This window comes from Ligilactobacillus hohenheimensis (assembly GCF_947381805.1).
In the GTDB taxonomy this organism is placed as follows: domain Bacteria; phylum Bacillota; class Bacilli; order Lactobacillales; family Lactobacillaceae; genus Ligilactobacillus; species Ligilactobacillus hohenheimensis.
In genome coordinates this window covers 97761-116632 of the sequence record NZ_CANCXC010000004.1, presented here as the reverse complement: position 1 = coordinate 116632, position 18872 = coordinate 97761, and the positions used below count along the sequence as shown (strand labels likewise).

General features: G+C 50.9%; 19 protein-coding genes. 1 reads left to right on the top strand and 18 read right to left on the bottom strand.

Features of this window, described 5'->3' with window-relative positions; all coding sequences use genetic code 11:
• Positions 1-62 precede the first annotated feature (62 nt).
• The 3 genes from QOR60_RS06090 to QOR60_RS06080 form a co-directional block, all read right to left on the bottom strand.
• Positions 63-1247 carry a MalY/PatB family protein gene (locus tag QOR60_RS06090; RefSeq protein WP_283582483.1) on the bottom strand — a complete coding sequence of 395 codons (1185 nt, stop codon included), beginning with the start codon at positions 1245-1247 and terminating at the stop codon, positions 63-65.
• 9 nt (positions 1248-1256) lie between these two features.
• Positions 1257-2321: an AI-2E family transporter gene (locus tag QOR60_RS06085; protein WP_283582482.1), complete on the bottom strand. Its 1065-nt coding sequence runs from the start codon at positions 2319-2321 to the stop codon at positions 1257-1259.
• 341 nt (positions 2322-2662) lie between these two features.
• Positions 2663-3709, bottom strand: a complete 1047-nt coding sequence (locus QOR60_RS06080; protein WP_283582481.1) for an aldose epimerase family protein — start codon at positions 3707-3709, stop codon at positions 2663-2665.
• A 279-nt stretch (positions 3710-3988) separates the two neighbouring features.
• On the opposite strand from QOR60_RS06080, the gene QOR60_RS06075 reads away from it, so the two are divergent.
• A complete protein-coding gene (locus QOR60_RS06075; protein ID WP_283582480.1) occupies positions 3989-4294 on the top strand; it encodes a hypothetical protein in 306 nt (101 codons plus the stop codon).
• 161 nt (positions 4295-4455) lie between these two features.
• On the opposite strand, the gene QOR60_RS06070 is transcribed toward QOR60_RS06075, so the two are convergent.
• The 15 genes from QOR60_RS06070 to QOR60_RS06000 form a co-directional block, all read right to left on the bottom strand.
• Positions 4456-4947, bottom strand: a complete 492-nt coding sequence (locus QOR60_RS06070; protein ID WP_283582479.1) for a nucleoside 2-deoxyribosyltransferase — start codon at positions 4945-4947, stop codon at positions 4456-4458.
• Between the two features lie 83 nt (positions 4948-5030).
• Positions 5031-5603, bottom strand: a complete 573-nt coding sequence (locus QOR60_RS06065) for a TIGR01440 family protein (RefSeq protein WP_283582478.1) — start codon at positions 5601-5603, stop codon at positions 5031-5033.
• Positions 5604-5624: 21 nt separating this feature from the next.
• Complete coding sequence (locus QOR60_RS06060) at positions 5625-6950, bottom strand: APC family permease (protein ID WP_283582477.1); 1326 nt, start codon at positions 6948-6950, stop codon at positions 5625-5627.
• 60 nt (positions 6951-7010) lie between these two features.
• The gene (locus tag QOR60_RS06055; protein ID WP_283582476.1) at positions 7011-8144 is read right to left on the bottom strand and encodes an SGNH/GDSL hydrolase family protein; all 1134 of its coding nucleotides are present in this window, start codon (positions 8142-8144) and stop codon (positions 7011-7013) included.
• Positions 8144-9157 (bottom strand): lipoate--protein ligase, encoded by a 1014-nt coding sequence (locus QOR60_RS06050; RefSeq protein WP_283582541.1) that lies wholly within the window; start codon positions 9155-9157, stop codon positions 8144-8146. The genes QOR60_RS06055 and QOR60_RS06050 overlap by 1 nt, the downstream gene beginning before the upstream one ends.
• 90 nt (positions 9158-9247) lie before the next feature.
• Positions 9248-10651, bottom strand: a complete 1404-nt coding sequence (gene lpdA / locus QOR60_RS06045) for a dihydrolipoyl dehydrogenase (protein ID WP_283582475.1) — start codon at positions 10649-10651, stop codon at positions 9248-9250.
• 3 nt (positions 10652-10654) lie between these two features.
• A complete protein-coding gene (locus tag QOR60_RS06040; protein ID WP_283582474.1) occupies positions 10655-11962 on the bottom strand; it encodes a dihydrolipoamide acetyltransferase family protein in 1308 nt (435 codons plus the stop codon).
• A 17-nt stretch (positions 11963-11979) separates the two neighbouring features.
• Complete coding sequence (locus QOR60_RS06035) at positions 11980-12957, bottom strand: alpha-ketoacid dehydrogenase subunit beta (RefSeq protein WP_283582473.1); 978 nt, start codon at positions 12955-12957, stop codon at positions 11980-11982.
• Position 12958: 1 nt separating this feature from the next.
• Positions 12959-14050, bottom strand: a complete 1092-nt coding sequence (gene pdhA / locus QOR60_RS06030) for a pyruvate dehydrogenase (acetyl-transferring) E1 component subunit alpha (protein ID WP_283582472.1) — start codon at positions 14048-14050, stop codon at positions 12959-12961.
• A 277-nt stretch (positions 14051-14327) separates the two neighbouring features.
• The gene (locus tag QOR60_RS06025) at positions 14328-14867 is read right to left on the bottom strand and encodes a universal stress protein (protein WP_283582471.1); all 540 of its coding nucleotides are present in this window, start codon (positions 14865-14867) and stop codon (positions 14328-14330) included.
• A 100-nt stretch (positions 14868-14967) separates the two neighbouring features.
• Positions 14968-15897, bottom strand: coding sequence for a CPBP family intramembrane glutamic endopeptidase (locus QOR60_RS06020; protein ID WP_283582470.1), 930 nt, complete (start codon positions 15895-15897; stop codon positions 14968-14970).
• Between the two features lie 151 nt (positions 15898-16048).
• On the bottom strand, positions 16049-16786 hold the full coding sequence (locus tag QOR60_RS06015) for a deoxynucleoside kinase (protein ID WP_283582469.1): 738 nt from the start codon (positions 16784-16786) through the stop codon (positions 16049-16051).
• Positions 16787-16922: 136 nt separating this feature from the next.
• Positions 16923-17078, bottom strand: coding sequence for a hypothetical protein (locus QOR60_RS06010; protein ID WP_283582468.1), 156 nt, complete (start codon positions 17076-17078; stop codon positions 16923-16925).
• Positions 17079-17243: 165 nt separating this feature from the next.
• Positions 17244-17891, bottom strand: coding sequence for a bifunctional 2-keto-4-hydroxyglutarate aldolase/2-keto-3-deoxy-6-phosphogluconate aldolase (locus QOR60_RS06005; RefSeq protein ID WP_283582467.1), 648 nt, complete (start codon positions 17889-17891; stop codon positions 17244-17246).
• Complete coding sequence (locus tag QOR60_RS06000) at positions 17878-18870, bottom strand: sugar kinase (RefSeq protein WP_283582466.1); 993 nt, start codon at positions 18868-18870, stop codon at positions 17878-17880. The genes QOR60_RS06005 and QOR60_RS06000 overlap by 14 nt, the downstream gene beginning before the upstream one ends.
• Between the last annotated feature and the right edge of the window lie 2 nt (positions 18871-18872).

Below are 18872 nucleotides of genomic sequence, written 5' to 3'. Positions count from 1 at the left end.
TTAATGAAATTACGGTTTCATTTTACACTGAAAAAAAACGTTCTTGCAAGTCAATCATTCAATTATTCTTCGTAAGTATCCAATGCCGCCGTCAACTGCTTCATGGCCTGCTTAACGTTTGCCGGCGTAGTTGCCAGGTTCATCCGAATAAAACCGTCACCACTTGCGCCAAACCACTTGCCAAAATCAACGGCAATTTGTGCCTGCCGAATCATGAAGCGTTCAAGGTTTGCGGGATCCACGGTCGGCCGCATATCAATCCATAGAAGGTATGTTCCCTCAAGTTCACCAACTTTGACCCGATAATCCGCAAGCTCATCCTTCACGGTTGCATAGTTTTCCCGGATTATGTTTAACAAGCCGTCAAGCCAATCAGCGCCGTCCTCATACGCTGCCTGGGCAGCAACTTGGCCAAGAAGGCTGCCCTTACTTGCATGAAGCTGGGCAACGTATGCATCATACCGTTCGCGGAGCTGCGGGTTTGGAATAATCACGTGGCTATTCTGGAGTGCCGCCATGTTAAACGTCTTCGATGGCGAGTCCAACATGATGACGTTATCCCGGTAAAACCCGTCCTGAACACTCAAAACGGACGTAAACTTGTCCGCTTCGACCAGTAAATCATGGTGGATTTCATCAGCAATCACAATGACGTTTTGCATCCGGCAAATATCAAGGAGCTGGGCGAGCTCTTCTTCACTCCACACCCGGCCAACGGGGTTGTGCGGGCTGCACAGTAGGAGGACCTTAACGTTGCGAATATTCATCTCGTGCTGCATCGCAATCGGGTCCATCGTATAGTGCATCCCGTTCCGCTGGAGTTCACTCACTACCAGTTGCCGGTTATTCTTTTCAACCACGTCCATGAACGGGTAATATACCGGCTCCATCACCATTACGGCGTCACCCGGCATCGTGAGCGTTTGAACGAGGGTACTGATGGACTCGACCACACTTCCCCCAAAGCGGAACCATTCTTGGTGCAGCTCCGTTCCGTACCGCTCCCGTTGCCAGTCGGCGTACGCCTTAAAGTAACCGTCGTCCGGAATGGAATAGCCGTACGCCCCGTGCTGAATCCGCTGTTCAAGCGCGGATGTGGCCGCGGTTGGCACCTTAAATTCGGTATCAGCAACCCACATCGGCAGGAGATCATTGTTCCCGAACTTTTCTGTCATTCCATCCCACTTAACGGCATGCGTATTTTTACGGTCAACCGCAAACTGTTCAACAAAATCCTTTGCTTTCATTTTATTCACCTAACCTTCGTGACTATTCTGCCGCCGGGCGCGCCGCTGTTTGTACGCCTCGTGCTTTTTACTAATCGGTTTAACTTCAAGAATGTCGAGAATAAACGTAAAGACGGGAATCCCAACAATTAACCCCCAAATACCAAAGAGGTGTTCCGCAACAAACAATACCATAAACGTAAAGAAAATTGGTAATTCGGTCTTGCTGGCCATCAGGTGTGGGTTCAGCACGTACGACTCCAGGGCATGCACACAGATCAGCATGATGATGATGTAGAAGACGTAGTTAATTCCACCAACTGAAAAACCGATCAAACATAGCGGAATGGCGGAAATAATGACCCCCGCAACCGGAATCATACTTAAGATGAAGATCATCAAGGACAAACTTAGCAACTGCGGCATCCGCATGATTCCCAGACAAATCGTCGTGATTACCGTATTGCAGACCGCAATCATCAGCTGGGCCTCTAAGACGACCCCAAACGTGTTAACAAACTTTGCCCCGAAATAGTAAATATCCCGGAAAATCCAGGAGTAGTACCCGCCATGGAGGAAACTCTTAGCAAACACCGCCAGTTCGTCCCGCTCAATTGAAAAGAAGAAGCTTAGCAGAAGTGCCATCACGAACATGAAGCCAAACGTCCCAACGCCTTCAAGGTACTTCATGATCACCCCGAAGCTTCCCTGAATTTGATGGAGGATGCTGGCATTTCCCAAGTAATGGTTAATCATATGAACCAGCTGCACCGCTTCGTCCGTTGGAGGATTTTTGTAAAAGTGAATTAGATGCCGGACAAGGTGTTCAACCTGCCGGATAACCTTGGGCAGATAGATCGTAACGGCAAAGTATAGTCCCGCGATAATTCCCCCATACAGGGCCACCACAATGATTTTATCTGAAATCCGAGCGTACCGCTGAACAAAATTAATTAACCGTGAAATCATGTACGTGAAAATGAACGTTAACAAAATAACGTTAATTAACTTATGCGCCATAAATAACCCGGCGACAAGCGCCATTAGGACAACAAACCGCCGCAACCGGACGTTCCGGACAAACTTTTCCCACATAGCCGTTTCCTTTCATCATCGTTTTATTCCTATTCTACAATTTATTAGGCTAAATGTCTGCCGCGATTCCGCTAAATATTGAGTGGAAAGCTAAAACGAAGAGGCTGTGGTTCGTGATATGAACCCAACCTCTTCGTTGTTTTAGTTCTGCGTCCCACGTCTGATTACCGTTATGTGGTTGAGGGCGTGGCTACGCACCTTCCTAATTAGGCTTCGCTCGAACCAACTGTGCGTCCCCTAATCGGGCTCCGCTCGCCACGTCTTCCGGTAAATAACACCACCTTCCTCGGACGATTTTATCGTCCTTCGTCTGGCGGCACCTTATTTACCTGACGTGGCGGCTATGCACCTTCGTCATAACTAAACCTAATCCGGTACGTCTTCTTAGCGCCCCGCGGAAGGACAATGTCACCAAAGTTTTCCTGGTTAATGGCATCCGGCAGCGTCTGCGCTTCCAGAGCAACCCCTTCACCCGGCACCGCTGGCTTTCCGTTGTCCCGCGGATACCGGTTACCTTCCTGCGACCCGCCCATCGTGTACATAATCAGGGCGTTGCGGCCAGAGTCAATCGTGATTTGCCGACCACTTTCCGTATCCCGTAAAACAGCAACGGGCTGGTTCCCCCTTCCTGGTTCATTCACAACAAACGCATCGTCGAAGCCTTCCTGGTTGGGCGTCTTCGCGATTGCCTCCTTAATGTTGGTCGGCGTCCGAAAATCACGCGGGGTTCCGGCCACTTCGCGCACCCGCCCGGTCGGCAGATTGTGTTCGTCCAAGTCAAGGTAGCTCGAACTATTAATCTGCAACTCATGCGTTTCAAGATCCTGATGGTCGCTCAGGTTAAAGTACGCATGGCACGTTGGGTTAAAGAGGGTATCAACCTTGCCGTTCAGCGCACTGTAGGCAATCGTAACCTGATTATTATTGTTCAGCGTAAAGATAATCGTTGCGAGCATGTTTCCCGGAAAACCGTCCGTTTCACCGCTGATTGTCCGCTGAAAAATGATACTAGCCTCGTTCTTTCGGGTAGTCGTCGTGTAGTTCCAGTTAAGGGTGTTAAAGCCATGCCCCCCACCATGAAGCGTATTCCCGTTTTCGTTAGCTGGGAGGGTAACCTCTTTCCCGTTAATCGTGCACCGGGCATGGGCAATCCGGCCAGCAACCCGCCCAATCGACTGACAAGTGCACAGTCCATTGAGGTAGTCAGCAACATTGTCGTAACTCAGCAACAGGTTCTGGGTGTCCCCACCAGCCGTTGGAACGGTAAAACTGTGCCACGTTGCTCCCAACGTGAGGCACGAAATTCCCACCCCGTTATCGTTGACCGCCGTAATCTTCATAACATCCTCGCCGTTGTAAGTGTCAAACTTGCACGTACTAATTTTCATGCGGAAACCCTCCAATTAATGTAATCGCTCTCATGTTTATTTTACAGCGGCTGCGCGGTGAAATAAAGACTGTAATCAATAAAATTAATATTGTTACGAATAAGGATTAATAAGGACAATTTGGGCTGTTTGTTGTAAATATCATCACACCCGCATGATAAATGCGTTTTAAATAATGATTTATTCTGATTTCATTATTATTTCTGAGAAAACACTTGACGACAGTGTGAAACCGTTTTATGGTATAAGCGTTCACTACTTAATAGGGGGATTTTTTAAATGAACGATATTCTTATTGAACAGACCGAAGCACGCGTGGATCACAGTAAGCAGTGGCGCCTGACCGACCGAACGACCAGCCGTTCAATTATCGTGACCTTTGACCGTGACCTCGAAACAACGATGAAGGTCCACCGGACGTTCTCGTTTAACCGGTTCGAATCAGAACAGCTTAACCGCCTCTGCCCGCTTGTTTCCGAGCTTGATGCTAATTACACCCTTAACCTGGACTGTGAAACGGTGGGGGTGGCATTCATGCCGCTTTCAAGCACGCAGGCCAAGCAGTTAATGACCCCAGCTGAATAAGTCATCCTAATTACTCCTTGTGAAATAATAAGACGGGGCTAATCAAAACGGACGTACTGGATGCAGGAAGCTCGCCAATGCAACTTTCAGTCATCCATTCCGTCCGTTTTATTTTATATACAGAGAAGGCAAGCCAGACCGGACCCGCCTTTCTTCTAGTGTTAAATTACCGTTCCGTGATACGTTCCGCTTACCACGTGCCGAAAATCAAACGTTGCCAGCTCCGACAGCGGAATAATCCGGCTCACCCCGTAAGCAATCATGAGGTTTAACGTCGTTTTCTGATCCTCATCCGGGATCACCAGCACGGTTTGCTTGTGGCACGCCCGCAGGTATCCCATCTCAAACGCCATCCCGTCGTCCGGACACTGCGGGGTAAACAGCATGATGCCTAAATCAGCGCCCATAATCCCCTCAATGTCGGCAGTGTAGGTCCGCGCTTGCCACTCAACTTCCTTCATCACTTCAGGATGCTGGGTAACGTCAATCCCGTTGTACGCAAAATCAAGCGGATAATGCGACAATTCCCGCGAAACGGTCGGATTTTCCTCAATCGCAGCGAGGCCCGCCTTCATGTGTGCCTGCTGCTGTTCATTAAACCAACAACACCCGATGTATGCCCGGACGGGTGCACCCGGTAATTCATTTGCCAATGATTTATCCTCCAATTAAATTATGTTGTTATTGTACATGAGCGCATGAACAATAACAACATAATCGTCTTAATAATTAACTTTTATTCCCAAGTATCGACTTTGTTCTGATCAGTAAAGGTGTAACGCGCCCGTTGACCGCCGATCAACTTTGGCCGGGAATACAGACCGGTGACTGGGGCTGCCCCAACCACGTGGCGCGCCAAGCGAACCGGCACCTGGACAAACCGGACGTGCATTCCAATCGCCGTTCCACCAATATCAATTCCGCCGTCCGCAACAATGTGTTCCACCTCAACCGGATCGTTCATCCGCTCGTAGGCAGCAACCTGGGTGCCTCCACCAGCATGCATCGTTGGGCACACCGACACAATTTCAAACCCGTGGCGGACCGCTACGTCCCGCTCCATTAATAGCGCCCGGTTAATGTGCTCGCACCCCTGAACGGCCAGGTCAATGTGGCGGGGACGCAGGTAGGACATCAACGTTTCATAGACGGTTGCACCCACCGCTAGCGCAGAATCGGTCCCCATCCATTCGCCCCGAATCATACTCGTGCTGCACCCCACGACAAACAAGGAGCCTGCCGGAAGGGTAAACTTCTCATTATTAAAATAATCATCCAACACCTGCTGCAAATCAGTCTGAACATCCATCATATTCTCCCCCTTTAACTATTACTGTTCCAACCACTGGGACCACCAGTAAACCGGAACTCCAATAAGCGTCGCTAAAATTCCCAGGACCGTTATCTGCGCCTGAGTAAAGAGCGTCATCCCAAGGATGAAACACCCGCCGGCAATGGCAAACAGTGGAATTACCGGGTAGCCCGGAACGCGGTACGGCCGTGCCAACGTCGGTTGGGTGCGTCGGAGCTTAATTACCCCGCAAAATGCTAACAGATAAAAGATCCAAATAACAAACACCAACATGTTGGTTACCGCATTGAATGATCCCGATAAGGCAAGCAAAGCGGCAATCGCCAGCTGAACCACACCGGCAAACCACGGCACTCCTCCACGGTTTAGCCGGGCAAACCAGTTGCTTCCCGGCAGCCGCCGTTCCTGGCCTAAAACGTAAGGCACCCGCATCCCGGTCATCACGTACCCGTTGAGTGCGCCGTACACCGAAATTAAAATTCCGACCGTCACGATTCGACCACCCAAAGGGCCAAATAACCGATCCGCCGCTAAGGCAGCAACGTTCAGGTTTCCCGTTACCAGGCTAAACGGAAGGACCAGCAGAAAAACCAGGTTAACCACAACGTACACGCCCGTAACAAGGGTCAACCCCCAACCAATCGCCCGGGGCAAGTCCCGCCCCGGTCGCTTCATTTCACCAGCAATGTTGCCGACGTTAATCCACCCGTCGTAAGCAAACATCGTTGCCAGTAAGCCATTAGCCAACGCGGCCGCTAGTGAATAATGGCCAGAATGAGCCGGCGCTCCCAGCCGTGCAAGCGATAAGCTCTGCCCGTGCATCAGGCCTACCGCCACAATCAGCGCTAGGGGAATCAACTTAACAATCAGCGTTACCGTCTGAACAATCCCACCGGCCCGCACACTAATCAGGTTGACCGCCAGAACAACCACCGCAGTGGCAATGGCACCAGGAATAATCCACTGCGAAGACCAACCCATTAAATTAATGAGTTGGGTACTAAAAACAATGGCGATGGCCGCAATGTTTGCCGGGAAATAAATAAACGACTGGGCCCAGCCCGCTAAGAACCCCCAGAACCGGCCGTACGCATGTTCAATGTACTTCATTAAACCGCCCGTTTCCGGAAAGGCAGCAGCTAGTTCCGCACAGGTTAACCCCGCACAAACGGTAATAATCCCCGCTAGCAGCCAAACAATCAGAGCTAAAAGCGGCGAGTGCGTGGCAACCGTAACAGCTCCGGCTTTAAAAAAGACCCCAGCGCCAATGACCGTCCCCGCAACGGTTGCGAGGGCGGCCATTCCGCCAATTGATTGCTGCATGTCATGTTTATTTTCTGGCATTCTTTCTCTCCGTTTATTAGTCCTTTTCCATAGCGTACCCCTTTATTTGCCGGGAAACAACTAATTTCTTCGCGGCGAAAGGAACTGGTCAAGAACGGGAAGCATTGCACGCGCCACCCGTTTACCCGCCAGTTTATTCGGGTGCAACCGGTCGCCTAAATCGTACTCCCGGCGCAACCGCCCCGTTTGTGGATCAGCAAGCAGCGCAAAAACATCCACGATGTCCGGCTGGCTCCGAACCCATTCGTTCACCCGGGACTGAATTCGCCATAGCTGCCTTTGCGCAGGCAAAGAGACCCGGCGCCGGTCGATAATAAATGGCGGAAGTGTGCTCATTACCAGGTGAGTGGCGTGCTGGTGGGCAAGGACTTGCACCCGTTTTAACCCCGTAATCAGCGCTTGGCTGGTTGGGACCGGATTTCCTGCAATCGCCTGGAGCATGAGATCGTTTGCCCCGATTGAACACCACATTACTGGAGGCCAAGCGGAAAAGCGGGCGAGCTGATGTAAGAGACTCTCCCCGAATGTTTGGGGCACTTTTCCAATCGTAAGCGCGTCGGCAAGGAGCTGCCGCCCCGCCGTTGCCACATTCGTTACCACGACCGGCCGGTGCATGTAACGGGTGGTTAACGCATCCGTAATTGTCCCCACTTCGATTACCGAATCACCAACGCCCATTATGGTTGTTGCTTGGGGCGCCCCCTTCACTGCCAGCCCGGTTAGACAGTACCAGTTTTTTCTTCCGGTGCGGGACGAAAGAGGCGGTACCACCACTTTTCGGGCAAGCGCTGCGTTGGTCAGATCAGGCAAAATCGTAAAGTTGTAATCAACGTACGTTTGCGCCCGCATTGCAACCAACTGAACATACACCGGCTCCCCAGAAGTGACCGGATACGTGACTTCGTCCAGCCAACTAACCGTGTGGGGCGAAAGAACAACTTGCTGCTTTCCCCGCTGGGTAACAGCAACCCTTTCCCGCTGAAACTGCGCATCCCGCGCAACCCACACGTGATCAAAGACGACCGGGTATGCGCCGAACCGGTTACTTAGTTCTAAGCTAAGTGCCGTCCCCGCCAACTGCGGGGTCACCTTAATTACCTGAACGAGCTGGTCGCTTTGAAACGGCAACGCAGTAAAATCGCTACTTGTTTTCTGCCAGGCAACCTGCCACCCGTTTGCTTGTTTTGCTCCCATTAGCCAACCAACAACTGGACAACTTCCTGCGGGTCAATTCCCACGAAGTACTTGGTCAGGTCAAACTTACTAAGGACGGTCCGCATTGCTTCCATTGTGTACGGCTGATTGCGCAGCGCATCTTCAAGGTCAGTTACTTCCGCCGTTCCAAAGAAGTCCCCGTAAATCTTGACGTCCTTAATCTGCCCCGCCTTTACAAAGAACCGGGCATCAATCGTTCCCCCAGTAAAGTGCCGCCGCTTCTTATCCGTAAACTCCGGTGATTTGCCGTAAACCCAGTCCCAGTTGTAGTACAACTCGTCGCCAATTTTCTGGATTTCCCGGCGGTCCTCATCTGTAAGGTGATACTCGTTTTTCTGGGCTTCCGCTAACGTATCCACGTTCCAAATCTGCTTAATCAGCTCATCCCGGAACTGCTCCATCGTGAGGTTCTGGTATTCCGGCTTCAGGTACGGTTTGATGTTTGTCACCCGGCTCCGCACCGACTTGATTCCCTTGGACTTAATTTTATCCTCCGGGACGTGGAGGGCGTCTGCCACCGCGGACGTATCAACGTCGTACATCAACGTTCCGTGGCAGAACGTCCGGCCGTCCCGCGTGTACATCGCATTCCCGGAAAATTTCTTGCCGTCAACCACAATGTCGTTTCGGCCCGTAACGGTTGCTCCAGTTACCCCCATCCGGTGCAGGGCGTCGACAACCGGCTGAACTAGTTTCTTAAAATCACCAAACTGCGAGTCATTGGCAGGAACAATGAAACTGAAGCACATGTTCCCGCGATCCTGGTACATAGCTCCACCACCAGATAACCGCCGGGTTACGGTAATATTGTGTTCCTCGCAGTACTGTTTATTAATCTCTTCAAGGGTGTTTTGATTCCGTCCCACAATGATACACGGATCTTCGATATAAAACAGCATAAACGGAGGCGTCATCTTGTCGCTGTTCATTAGGTACTGTTCAGTTGCGAGGTTGGTTCGAATATCATTGGTATCCATTGCTAAATATTGCATCATTAATTCCTCCATTCCTAAAGGGGAGCTCGAGGTTACCCCGAGCTCCCCGGTTGCTGTTTTAATGTTTGGGTGTGGCTTCGCACCTTGTTAAATATTCGTTGGGTAACCCGTTGCGACATCCGCCGCATCCTGCACGGATTCGCTGACACTTGGGTGCGGGTGAATCGTCAGGGCGATGTCGTCCACCGTTGCCCCAGATTCAATCGCCAGCGTCATTTCACTAATGATCTCACTGACGTGCACCCCAACCATTTGAGCACCGACAATTACGCCGCTCTCCTTAATGTAAACGATCCGCATGAACCCGTTCTGGGCGCCCATCGCAACTGCCCGGCCGTTAGCAGCCAACGGGAACTTCGCTTGCTTAACGTCTAAGCCCTGCTCACGGGCCTGATCTGCCGTCAACCCTGTCGTTGCAATCGACGTGTCCGTGTAGCACACTGCCGGCATTGCGTGGTAATCAACCGTTGTCTTCTTTCCGGCGATTGCTTCAGCCGCAACCTTACCTTCGTAGCTCGCCTTGTGGGCAAGCGCAAAGCCCTTCACAACGTCCCCAATCGCGTAAATGTTTGGAATCGTTGTCCGGCCCTGGTTATCAACCGAAATTAAGCCCCGGTCGCCCAGTTGAATGCCAACCTGTTCGAGTCCCATATCAGCTGTATTTGGCTTCCGCCCAACGCACACGATGCAGTAGTCCGCCTTTAATTCCCGTTCCTCACCATCGATTTCGGCCGTTACGGTTACGCTGGCATCATCCTGCTCAGCATCCTTTGCCAGGGCATTCGTGTAAATATCAACGCCTTGCTTGCTGAAGTGGTGTTCAACCACCTTAACAAGGTCCTTTTCGTAGTTTGCAAGAATACTGTCTGAACCTTCAAGAATCGTAACGTGGGCGCCGAGGTTAGCGTAGGCTGAAGCTAGTTCGCTTCCAATGTAGCCCCCACCAACAACGACCAATTCTTTCGGCACTTCTGGTAGGTTTAAGGCACCGGTTGAATCAATCACCCGGCCCTCAAACTTAAAGTGCGGGATTTCGATCGGGTGACTCCCGGTTGCGATGATCAGGTTATTAAACGTGTACGTTTGCGCCTTGTCATCCGTAATTACCCGGAGGCTGTGGTTGTCCTTCAGGTAAGCATTCCCCCAGATTACGTCAATGTTGTGCTTCTTGAAAAGCATCCCAACACCGCCAGTCATCTTATCAACCACGGACTGTTTCCATTCCTGGGTCTTTGAAAAGTCCAGTTCAGCGGCCGTCACCCGCAGTCCCATGTCCTGTGAGTGCATGGCGTTCTGATACCGGTGGGCCGCTTCAATGAGTGCCTTAGACGGAATACACCCGACATTTAGGCAAACTCCACCAAGGAATTCACGTTCAATCACCGTGACCTTCTGGCCCATTTCGGCCGCCCGAATAGCGGCGACGTAACCGCCAGGGCCCGCGCCAATAACAACTGTATCTAAATCAATCGCAAAATCGCCAACAACCATTGTCTATCCCTCCATCAGCAGTAGTGCTGGGTCGCTCAGTAATTCCTTTAACCGGTTCATTGCCCGCTGACCCGTTCCGCCGTCGATAATCCGGTGGTCAAAGGCCATTGAGAGTTTCAGTACCCGGGCAATTTGGATCTGGTCATCCACGACAACCGGTTCCTTAACGATCTTTCCCATTCCAAGGATTGCAACGTTCGGCGGTGCAATCAGCGGTGAGAAGAAACCGCCGCCAAGGGAGCCAATGTTTGTAATTGACATTCCTGTGTGGGCCATGTCACCTGAGGTCAGCTTACCATCCCGTGCCTTCGTGGCGTTATCCGCAATGTCCCGCGCAAGGGCAAACAGGCTCTTCTTATCGGCATCCTTAACGTTCGGCACGAATAACCCCTTGTCGGTATCCGTCGCAATCCCAACGTTAACGTAGTCGTGGTAGACAATTTCGTTCGTTGTCAGGTCAAGGGACGCATTTAATACCGGGAATTCCTTCATAACGATTGCCAGTGCCTTCGTAATGTAGGCCATAAACGTCAGGTGAATTCCCCGTTCTGCAGCCATTTCCTTGTACCTCTTCCGGTGATCCCACAGCTTGTCAACCACCACATCATCGTACAGGTGGAAGTGTGGAATCTGGGACCAACTGGCCGCCATCGTCTTAGCAGTTGCTTTCCGAACACCAGACATCTTCTCCCGGTGATCCGGCCAGTCAGCGTCAGTTGCGATTGGCTGCGGTGCTGGTGTTGCCGGAGCTGCGGCTGCCGGTGCACTTTCAACAGCTGCCGGCTGAGGAACCCCACCATTTTGCAGGAAGTTTTCCACGTCACTCTTCAGGACCTGACCGTGGTTCCCAGTTCCCTTAATCTGGGCGATGTCAACGTCGTGTTCCCGGGCAAAGGCCCGCACAGCAGGCATTGCCAGAACCGGTAAACTGTGATCTTGCGGTACAAATGCCGCCGGTTTTGCGGCCGGTTGTTCAGCAGCTGGTGCCGGCGTTTCAGCCGGAGCAGCTGACTCTTCTGGCGTTGATGAAGCGGCATCTTCTGCCGGAGCAGCATCCTCCGGAACATCCCCGGCAACTTCGATTTCAACTAACGGGTCACCAACACTGGCCGTGTCCCCTTCCGGAACCAAAATCTTACTAATGGTCCCACTTACCGGTGACGGGATTTCTTCGACGGACTTGTCGTTTTCAATTTGAACCAGGTCGCCATCTTCTTCGACCTTGTCACCTGGCTGAACGTGCCACTCGCCGATTGTTCCTTCGGCGATTCCTTCCCCAATATCAGGGAGTTTAAATTCATACTTGCTCATTTCGTTCCTCCTCAGTTCTAGAAGTTCACCGTTTCCTTAACCTGGGCAACAATATCCCGGGCATTCGGAATCCATGCGCCCTCCGCTTCACCAAACGGGTACGGGGTGTCCGGTGCTGCAACCTGGGCAATTGGGGCTGATAATGACAGAATTCCCTTCTCGGCAATTAAGCCGGCAACTTGGTTGTTAATTCCTGCCCGCCGCTGGGCTTCTTGAACCAGAACAACCCGACCAGTTTTCTTAGCCGATGCAAGAATTGTCTCTTCGTCCAGCGGAGCAACCGTCCGCAGGTCGACAACTTCGGCGTTAATCCCATCCTTAGCAAGCTGGTCAGCCGCCTTTAGGGCCTCCCGCACCATCGCACCATATGCAATGATGGAAACATCCGTTCCTTCGCGCTTAACGGCCGCCTTGTCCAGCGGAACCGTGTACTCTTCGTCCGGAACATCCTGCTTAAATGACCGGTACAGCTTCATGTGTTCCAGGAACACAACCGGGTCATCTGACCGCACGGAAGAAATCAGTAATCCCTTAGCATCGTATGGGTCACTTGGAATAACTACCCGTAATCCTGGGCACTGTGCAACTAATCCTTCTAAGCTGTCAGAGTGCAGTTCTGGCGTGTGAACTCCCCCACCAAACGGTGAACGAATGGTAATCGGCATCTTCCGCGTTCCACCCATCCGGAACTGTTCACGGGAAATTTGCCCCGCAATTTCGTCCATTGTTTCGTACACAAACCCAAAGAACTGGATTTCCGGAACTGGCCGGAACCCTTGAAGAGCCAAGCCACAAGCCAACCCACCAATTCCTGATTCAGCTAGTGGGGTATCGAAAACGCGGTCTTCGCCGTGCGTTGCCTGCAACCCTTCAGTGGCCCGGAACACACCGCCGTTTTTCCCAACGTCTTCACCGAAAACTAAAATCTTATCATCCCGCGCCATTTCCTGGTCAAGCGCCTGGGTGATGGCCTTAATCATCGTCGTCTTCGTCATGTTACTTGGCCTCCTTTGCTTTGAATTTGTCCGCTTCTGCCTGAACGCTAGCAGGAACATCGTTGTACTCGTTCTCAAAGAACTCACTAATCTTCTGGGCTGGCGTTGCTTCAACCTTTTCCATCGCAGCATCAATCTGCTTGTTAACCTCATCGCTCCAGGCAGCTTCCTGCTTATCGTCCCACAGCTTCTTGCTTTCAAGGAACTTCCGCATCCGGACAACCGGATCCTTCTTGTGCCACTCGTCTTCTTCGGACTTTGAACGGTACCGTTTCGGGTCGTCCCCTGATAGTGTATGCGGTCCGTACCGGTACGTTAACGTTTCAATTAATACCGGGCCGTTTCCGGCTGCTGACCAATCACGAGCAGCCTTTGTTACGGCGTAAACTGCCAGGGCGTCCATTCCGTCAACCTGAACGCCAGGAATCCCAACAGCAACGGCCTTCTGGGCTAACGTCTTCGCAGCCGTTTGCTTCTTCCGCGGAACGGAAATTGCGTACCCGTTGTTTTGAACAATGAAGACTGCCGGCGCCTTGAACGCACCCGCAAAGTTCATTCCTTCGTAGTAGTCCCCCTGTGAAGTTCCACCATCACCAGTGTAGGTGTAGGCAACGTTAGCCTTCCCGTTCTTCTTGATTCCCAGGGCAACCCCGGCCGTCTGAACGTACTGAGCCCCAATAATGATTTGTGGTGGCATTGCGTTGAGGTCTTCCGGGTACTCGTTCCCAACAACGTGTCCCCGGGACCACAGAAAGGCCTTCTCAAGCGGCAGGCCGTGCTGGATTAATTGCGGAACATCCCGGTATGCCGGAAGCAAGAAGTCCTCCTTTTCCATCGCAAAGTTTGACCCCATCTGGCTTGCCTCTTCCCCTGAAGTTGGGGCAAAGAAGCCCAACCGTCCCTGCCGGTTAAGCTTGGTGGAACGGTCGTTTAAAATCCGGGACCACAGCATTTGTTCATATAATTCAACTAACTGCTCGTCAGTTAAGTCGGGCATTAAATCTGGATTAACTACTTTTCCCTCTTCGTCTAACACCTGGTAGGTCTTAATCTCCGGGGAAACGTTGAGTTTATCAAAATCAAGTTTTGCCATCTGACTGCCTCCTCGTCTATGTGAAACTCCTTTTATTGAGTAACCGTTTACATGTTGATTATAGCGTGCTTTAGCGCATTCGTAAATTTTGTGAATTTTCTTCATTTTCATTTTGAATAAAAAGTCATGATTGACGGGTTTTCCATGGCAAAAAAAGATGAAATCATCTTATTTTGTGATGATTAGCACATCGCTTTATTACGACTTTTGAAATGCAATAACACAAAAAGAGCCACAACCACGTTGTAGCTCCCACATTAATATTCAGCTTTCCCGCCTACTGCCGCTTATGCTTAATATCCAAGTCGGCCTCTAATTCATCAACCTGCTGCCGAACCTGCTGGTAATCAGCGTTAGTCGTCCGCGCCATTAACACGTCACACCGTGCTGCCCGGACAACATACGAAGCGACCGATCCAACAACAATCCGCTGAATTAACGTCTTCCCACTCGTTCCGACAATAATCAGGTCGTTTTGGTACTCTGGTTGGAAATCCTTCACAATAACATTCTTCGGGTTTCCAAACCGCAAGTGGACGTGCACCTTATCAGCGTCAAGCCCCCGCTTCTCCACAATAATCCGTTTAAGTTTTGTCATGAAGTCCTCGTTGCGGTGTTCAATCTCATACACCTTTTCCCCGTCAAGGGCAATCCCGGCCCCGCCATACTCCAGGGCGTTTAAGTCTAACACCCGTAAAACGTCCAAGGTGGCACCCGTCCGCTTCACCGTTTCAATCGCCGTGTTGAGGGCAACAAAGGAGTTGTCCGAACCATCAATACAAACCAAAATCCGGTCATACGTTTGTTCTTCCATCATGACTCACCATCTTTCTTTTACCTGCCTTTAGGATAACGTTTTCATAATGGTACTTCAAGGGATGAACGGGGATTTCCCCCAATAAATTCAAAAAAATCGATTATTTCGCCTGGATTCCCCCGACAATCATCGCCAGGGCGTAAGCATACATGATAATCACGGGCAGTCGACTCAATGCAAGCATTAAGTTACCCCGATGAATTCGTTCTGCTTGCCACCATGCCAACGCCTTTCGCCCATACCGAACAACCAGCCAAATCAAGGCCGCAATGCTTAATAGGGTAAGTGCAACCGTTAAAAACGGTAAATGAAGGTCCTTCACTAACAATTGTAATCCAATGCTTAGTCCTAAGTTATTAAAGATGTGAGCTGCAATCGACCACTTAATCCCGTAATGAACAGCGATGTACCCAAGCAACAGCCCCGTAATAAACGCAAACGGGGTTTGAATAACGTTTCCGTGGGCACAGGCGAATAACACAGCTGACACCACAATCGCTAGCTTTGTCCCCAGCGGTTGCAAGCAACGCAGGATAAATCCGCGGAAGACCAATTCCTCGCAAATTGGGCCGCATAATCCCGCGTACAGCATCATACTTCCTGAACGCACTCCCAGTTTACTAGCCTCGCGCATCTGATCCAGTGCGGACAGCCCAAAATGGTTCAAGACGGTTTCAATCCCGACCCCACAAATCTCAGTAATAAGCTGAACCGCAAGGAGCGCCGCAATCACTACCAGTCCCGCCCGAAGCGTCATTCGCGCTTCATGCGCATGGAGGTACTGGTGCCGCAGTCGGCGGTTAGAAAACCCAATCAGAATTCCGACCCCTACTACCACGGCAAGCATGTACGCCCACCCGTCACTAAGGGCTAAGGACGATATTGCCTGCATTGAAAAGGCTTGTCCGCGAAGAAACAGTAGCAGCAAAGCCGCAAAGAACACCCCAACATTGAGTGTAATAATATAAACAATTGCGCCCCAGCCTGCCTTACTCATAGTTCGGCGCATTTGACGTTCTCTTTCTCCCATCATGATTTCCTCCTAGTTATGGTAAGTTCATTATACTGAACCGCAACGATTTCGCAAGGAAAACATCACTGAATAGCTGAAAAATAGCGTCCCTCATAAAAAAGCGTCCCCAGCACCTTCTTAAAATAGTGCTGAGGACGAGCAATAAATATTACTGTAAGGACTGTTGGTGCTTCTCCTTGAGCTTAGCCATCGTTGCCTCATCGAGATTCCCAAGGTCAACCAGCTTCTGTTCGATGGTTTCCAAAACGGTTACCCGGTCCTGCGGGTTAGCCATAAAGTCGTACCGGTCACCATCAATAATTAATAGCGGGGAGGCATCGTAGGTTTGCCGCCACTCATCATACTGACGAAGAAGACGGTGGTAGTAGTCAACCAATGACGGGTCCTGTTCAACCTGTTCGTAATCCCGCCCCCGCTTCCGAATCCGCGTCATCATCGTTTCGTATGAAACCTTGATGTTAACCATCAAATCCGGGGATTTCTTGTGCGCCGCCATCGGAAGCTCTTCCATCATGTTGTTGAGAAGGCTCTTATAAATATCGTACTCAACATCCGTGGCGTTCCCCATCTCAGTGTTCATTTTCATGAAGATTTCATCTTCATAAATCGACCGGTCGAGGATGTTATTATCCTCCCGCATCGCCTGCTTAATCATCTTAAAGCGCCGGTTGAGGAAGAACGTCTGAAGCAGGTAGGCATATGGATTAGTTGCTTCCTTGTCGCCTGCCGCCCGTTTCTTCGCTGCAATTTCATTTCCCTTATAAAACAGTGGGAGCACCGGGTTATCATCGACCGGCTCGTAGAAGGCCGTTGATCCCAACTCCGCGGATAATAACTTGGTTAGGCTTGTCTTCCCCGAACCAATAATCCCTGATAACGTAATCAAAATGACTGAAGCATCCTTTCTGTTGTGGTTTATGCTCCCCTATTCTACCACATGTTGGGGTATGAGGAAGGCTATTTTCTTATCCCGACTAACAAAAAATTGGCATTCCTGTTGAACGCCAATTAAATCAATTAATTTATCCCCGGTGATGGTGATGGTTTTTGGTTCCCTGCAACTGCGCCTGGTTAACTGGTGACCAGTGCGTGTGCCCGTGATTTGTAAGCACCACCCCGACAGGTGCCGCCTGCAGTGTCATTGAAACTGCAATCATTGCAAATAACCGGTGTAACAATTCTCTTTCCTCCTTTAAAATTAGACTCTCTCTTACGGTCGCCTATTCTACCACCCCAATTTAAGAAACGCATCCCGTTAATCACCACAAAAAAGCCGGAGACATTGCTCCGACTTTTAATAAAACGGTTACTACATTAATATCTTATCCTACTATTAATGAGAGTTATTTTGTTCCCTTAATTTGCTGAATTTCAGCCCGGTACTTCTTAGCATTCGCGGTGACTGCAGCATAATCACCCTGATCAGCAGGTCCGACTAAGTTGCTTCCAGCCCCAACGACAACAACGCCCTTTGCATACCAGTCCTTCATATTTTCCAGGTTAACTCCCCCGGTTGGCATGATGTTGGCGTACGGGATTGGCGCCTTCACAGCACTAACAAATCCGTTCCCAACAACGCTTCCAGGGAAGACCTTCACGATGTCAGAGCCATATTCCATCGCCGTTTGAATCTCAGTAACAGACATGCATCCTGGCATGTACGGGACCTGGTACTTGTTACACAGCAACGCAGTTTCCTTGTCAAAGGTCGGGCTAACAATGAACTTCGCGCCCGCAATCATCGCAATCCGCGCAGTGATCGCATCCATAACGGTTCCGGCACCAATGATAACCTCATCATCGGCACCGTATTCTTCATTCAATTGTGCAATCACCTTATCAGCTTCCGGCACCGTAAAGGTAAGTTCAATCGCCTTAACGTCCCCAGCGATACATGCCTTCGCCGTCTTGTAGGCCTGTTCCCGGGTTCCGCGAACAACCGCCACAACTCCTGATTCAACAACCTGGTTTAACACATCAACACGTTTCATCGTTTTCTCCTCCTTTAAAATCCTCTTCTTGCACACCTTCTGCCTGATAAAAGGCCGCTAATTCTGCCGGGGACGGGTAGCCTCCTTCATCACCAGCAACCTGAACCTGCATTGCACCAATTGCATTTCCACGCATCACGGCGCTCCGCAATGTCTTCCCTTCAAGCAACGCCGTAATCACTCCCAGCGCAAAACCGTCGCCTGCGCCAACGGTGTCAACAACATGCTTGACGGTAAAACCCGGCACCATCATCTTTTTTCCGGATTTCGTTTTTACAAACGCTCCCCGGGCACCAACCTTAACGATGACAACCCGTGGCCGGCCCTCAAGGTAAAAGTCAGCAATCTTTTCCGGATCATCGGTTCCGACTAGCAACCGGCCCTCCGTAATCCCCGGCAGAACCATATCCGCCTGGCGGGCAAACGCATTTACCTGCAGCCGCATTACTTCTCGGGTCGCCCACAACGCGGGACGGAGGTTAGTATCAAACGTGATAAAGACACCCTCACGCTGCATTCGGTCTAATAAAGCCGTAAACGCACAGTTTGCAGCCATCGAGATTGCCGGGAAAATCCCCGTCAGGTGTCCCACCGTTACGTTTCTGAGACTTACCCGGTCGACATTTTGCAACTTAAAATGCGATGCCGCCGAGTCAGACCGGTAGTTATAGACCGCCGGATCGCCATGGGTCACGTGATCCTTAATCTGATGACCCGTCCAATGGTCCGGGTCGACAAACAGGTACTGATCATCAATGCCCTGCGCCTGAATTTGGTTGCGGACAAAGTTACCAAACGGATCATTTCCCACCTGCGAAACGTACGAGACACTGTGGCCCAACCGCCGGGCACCAACCGCCACGTTTAATTCCGCTCCACCAAGATAGCGGTCAAAGTGGGTGACGTTCTCCAGCCGGACATCACTTTCCGTTGATGCCAGGACAGCAAGCGGTTCGCCCATCGTTAAGATTTCACTCATTT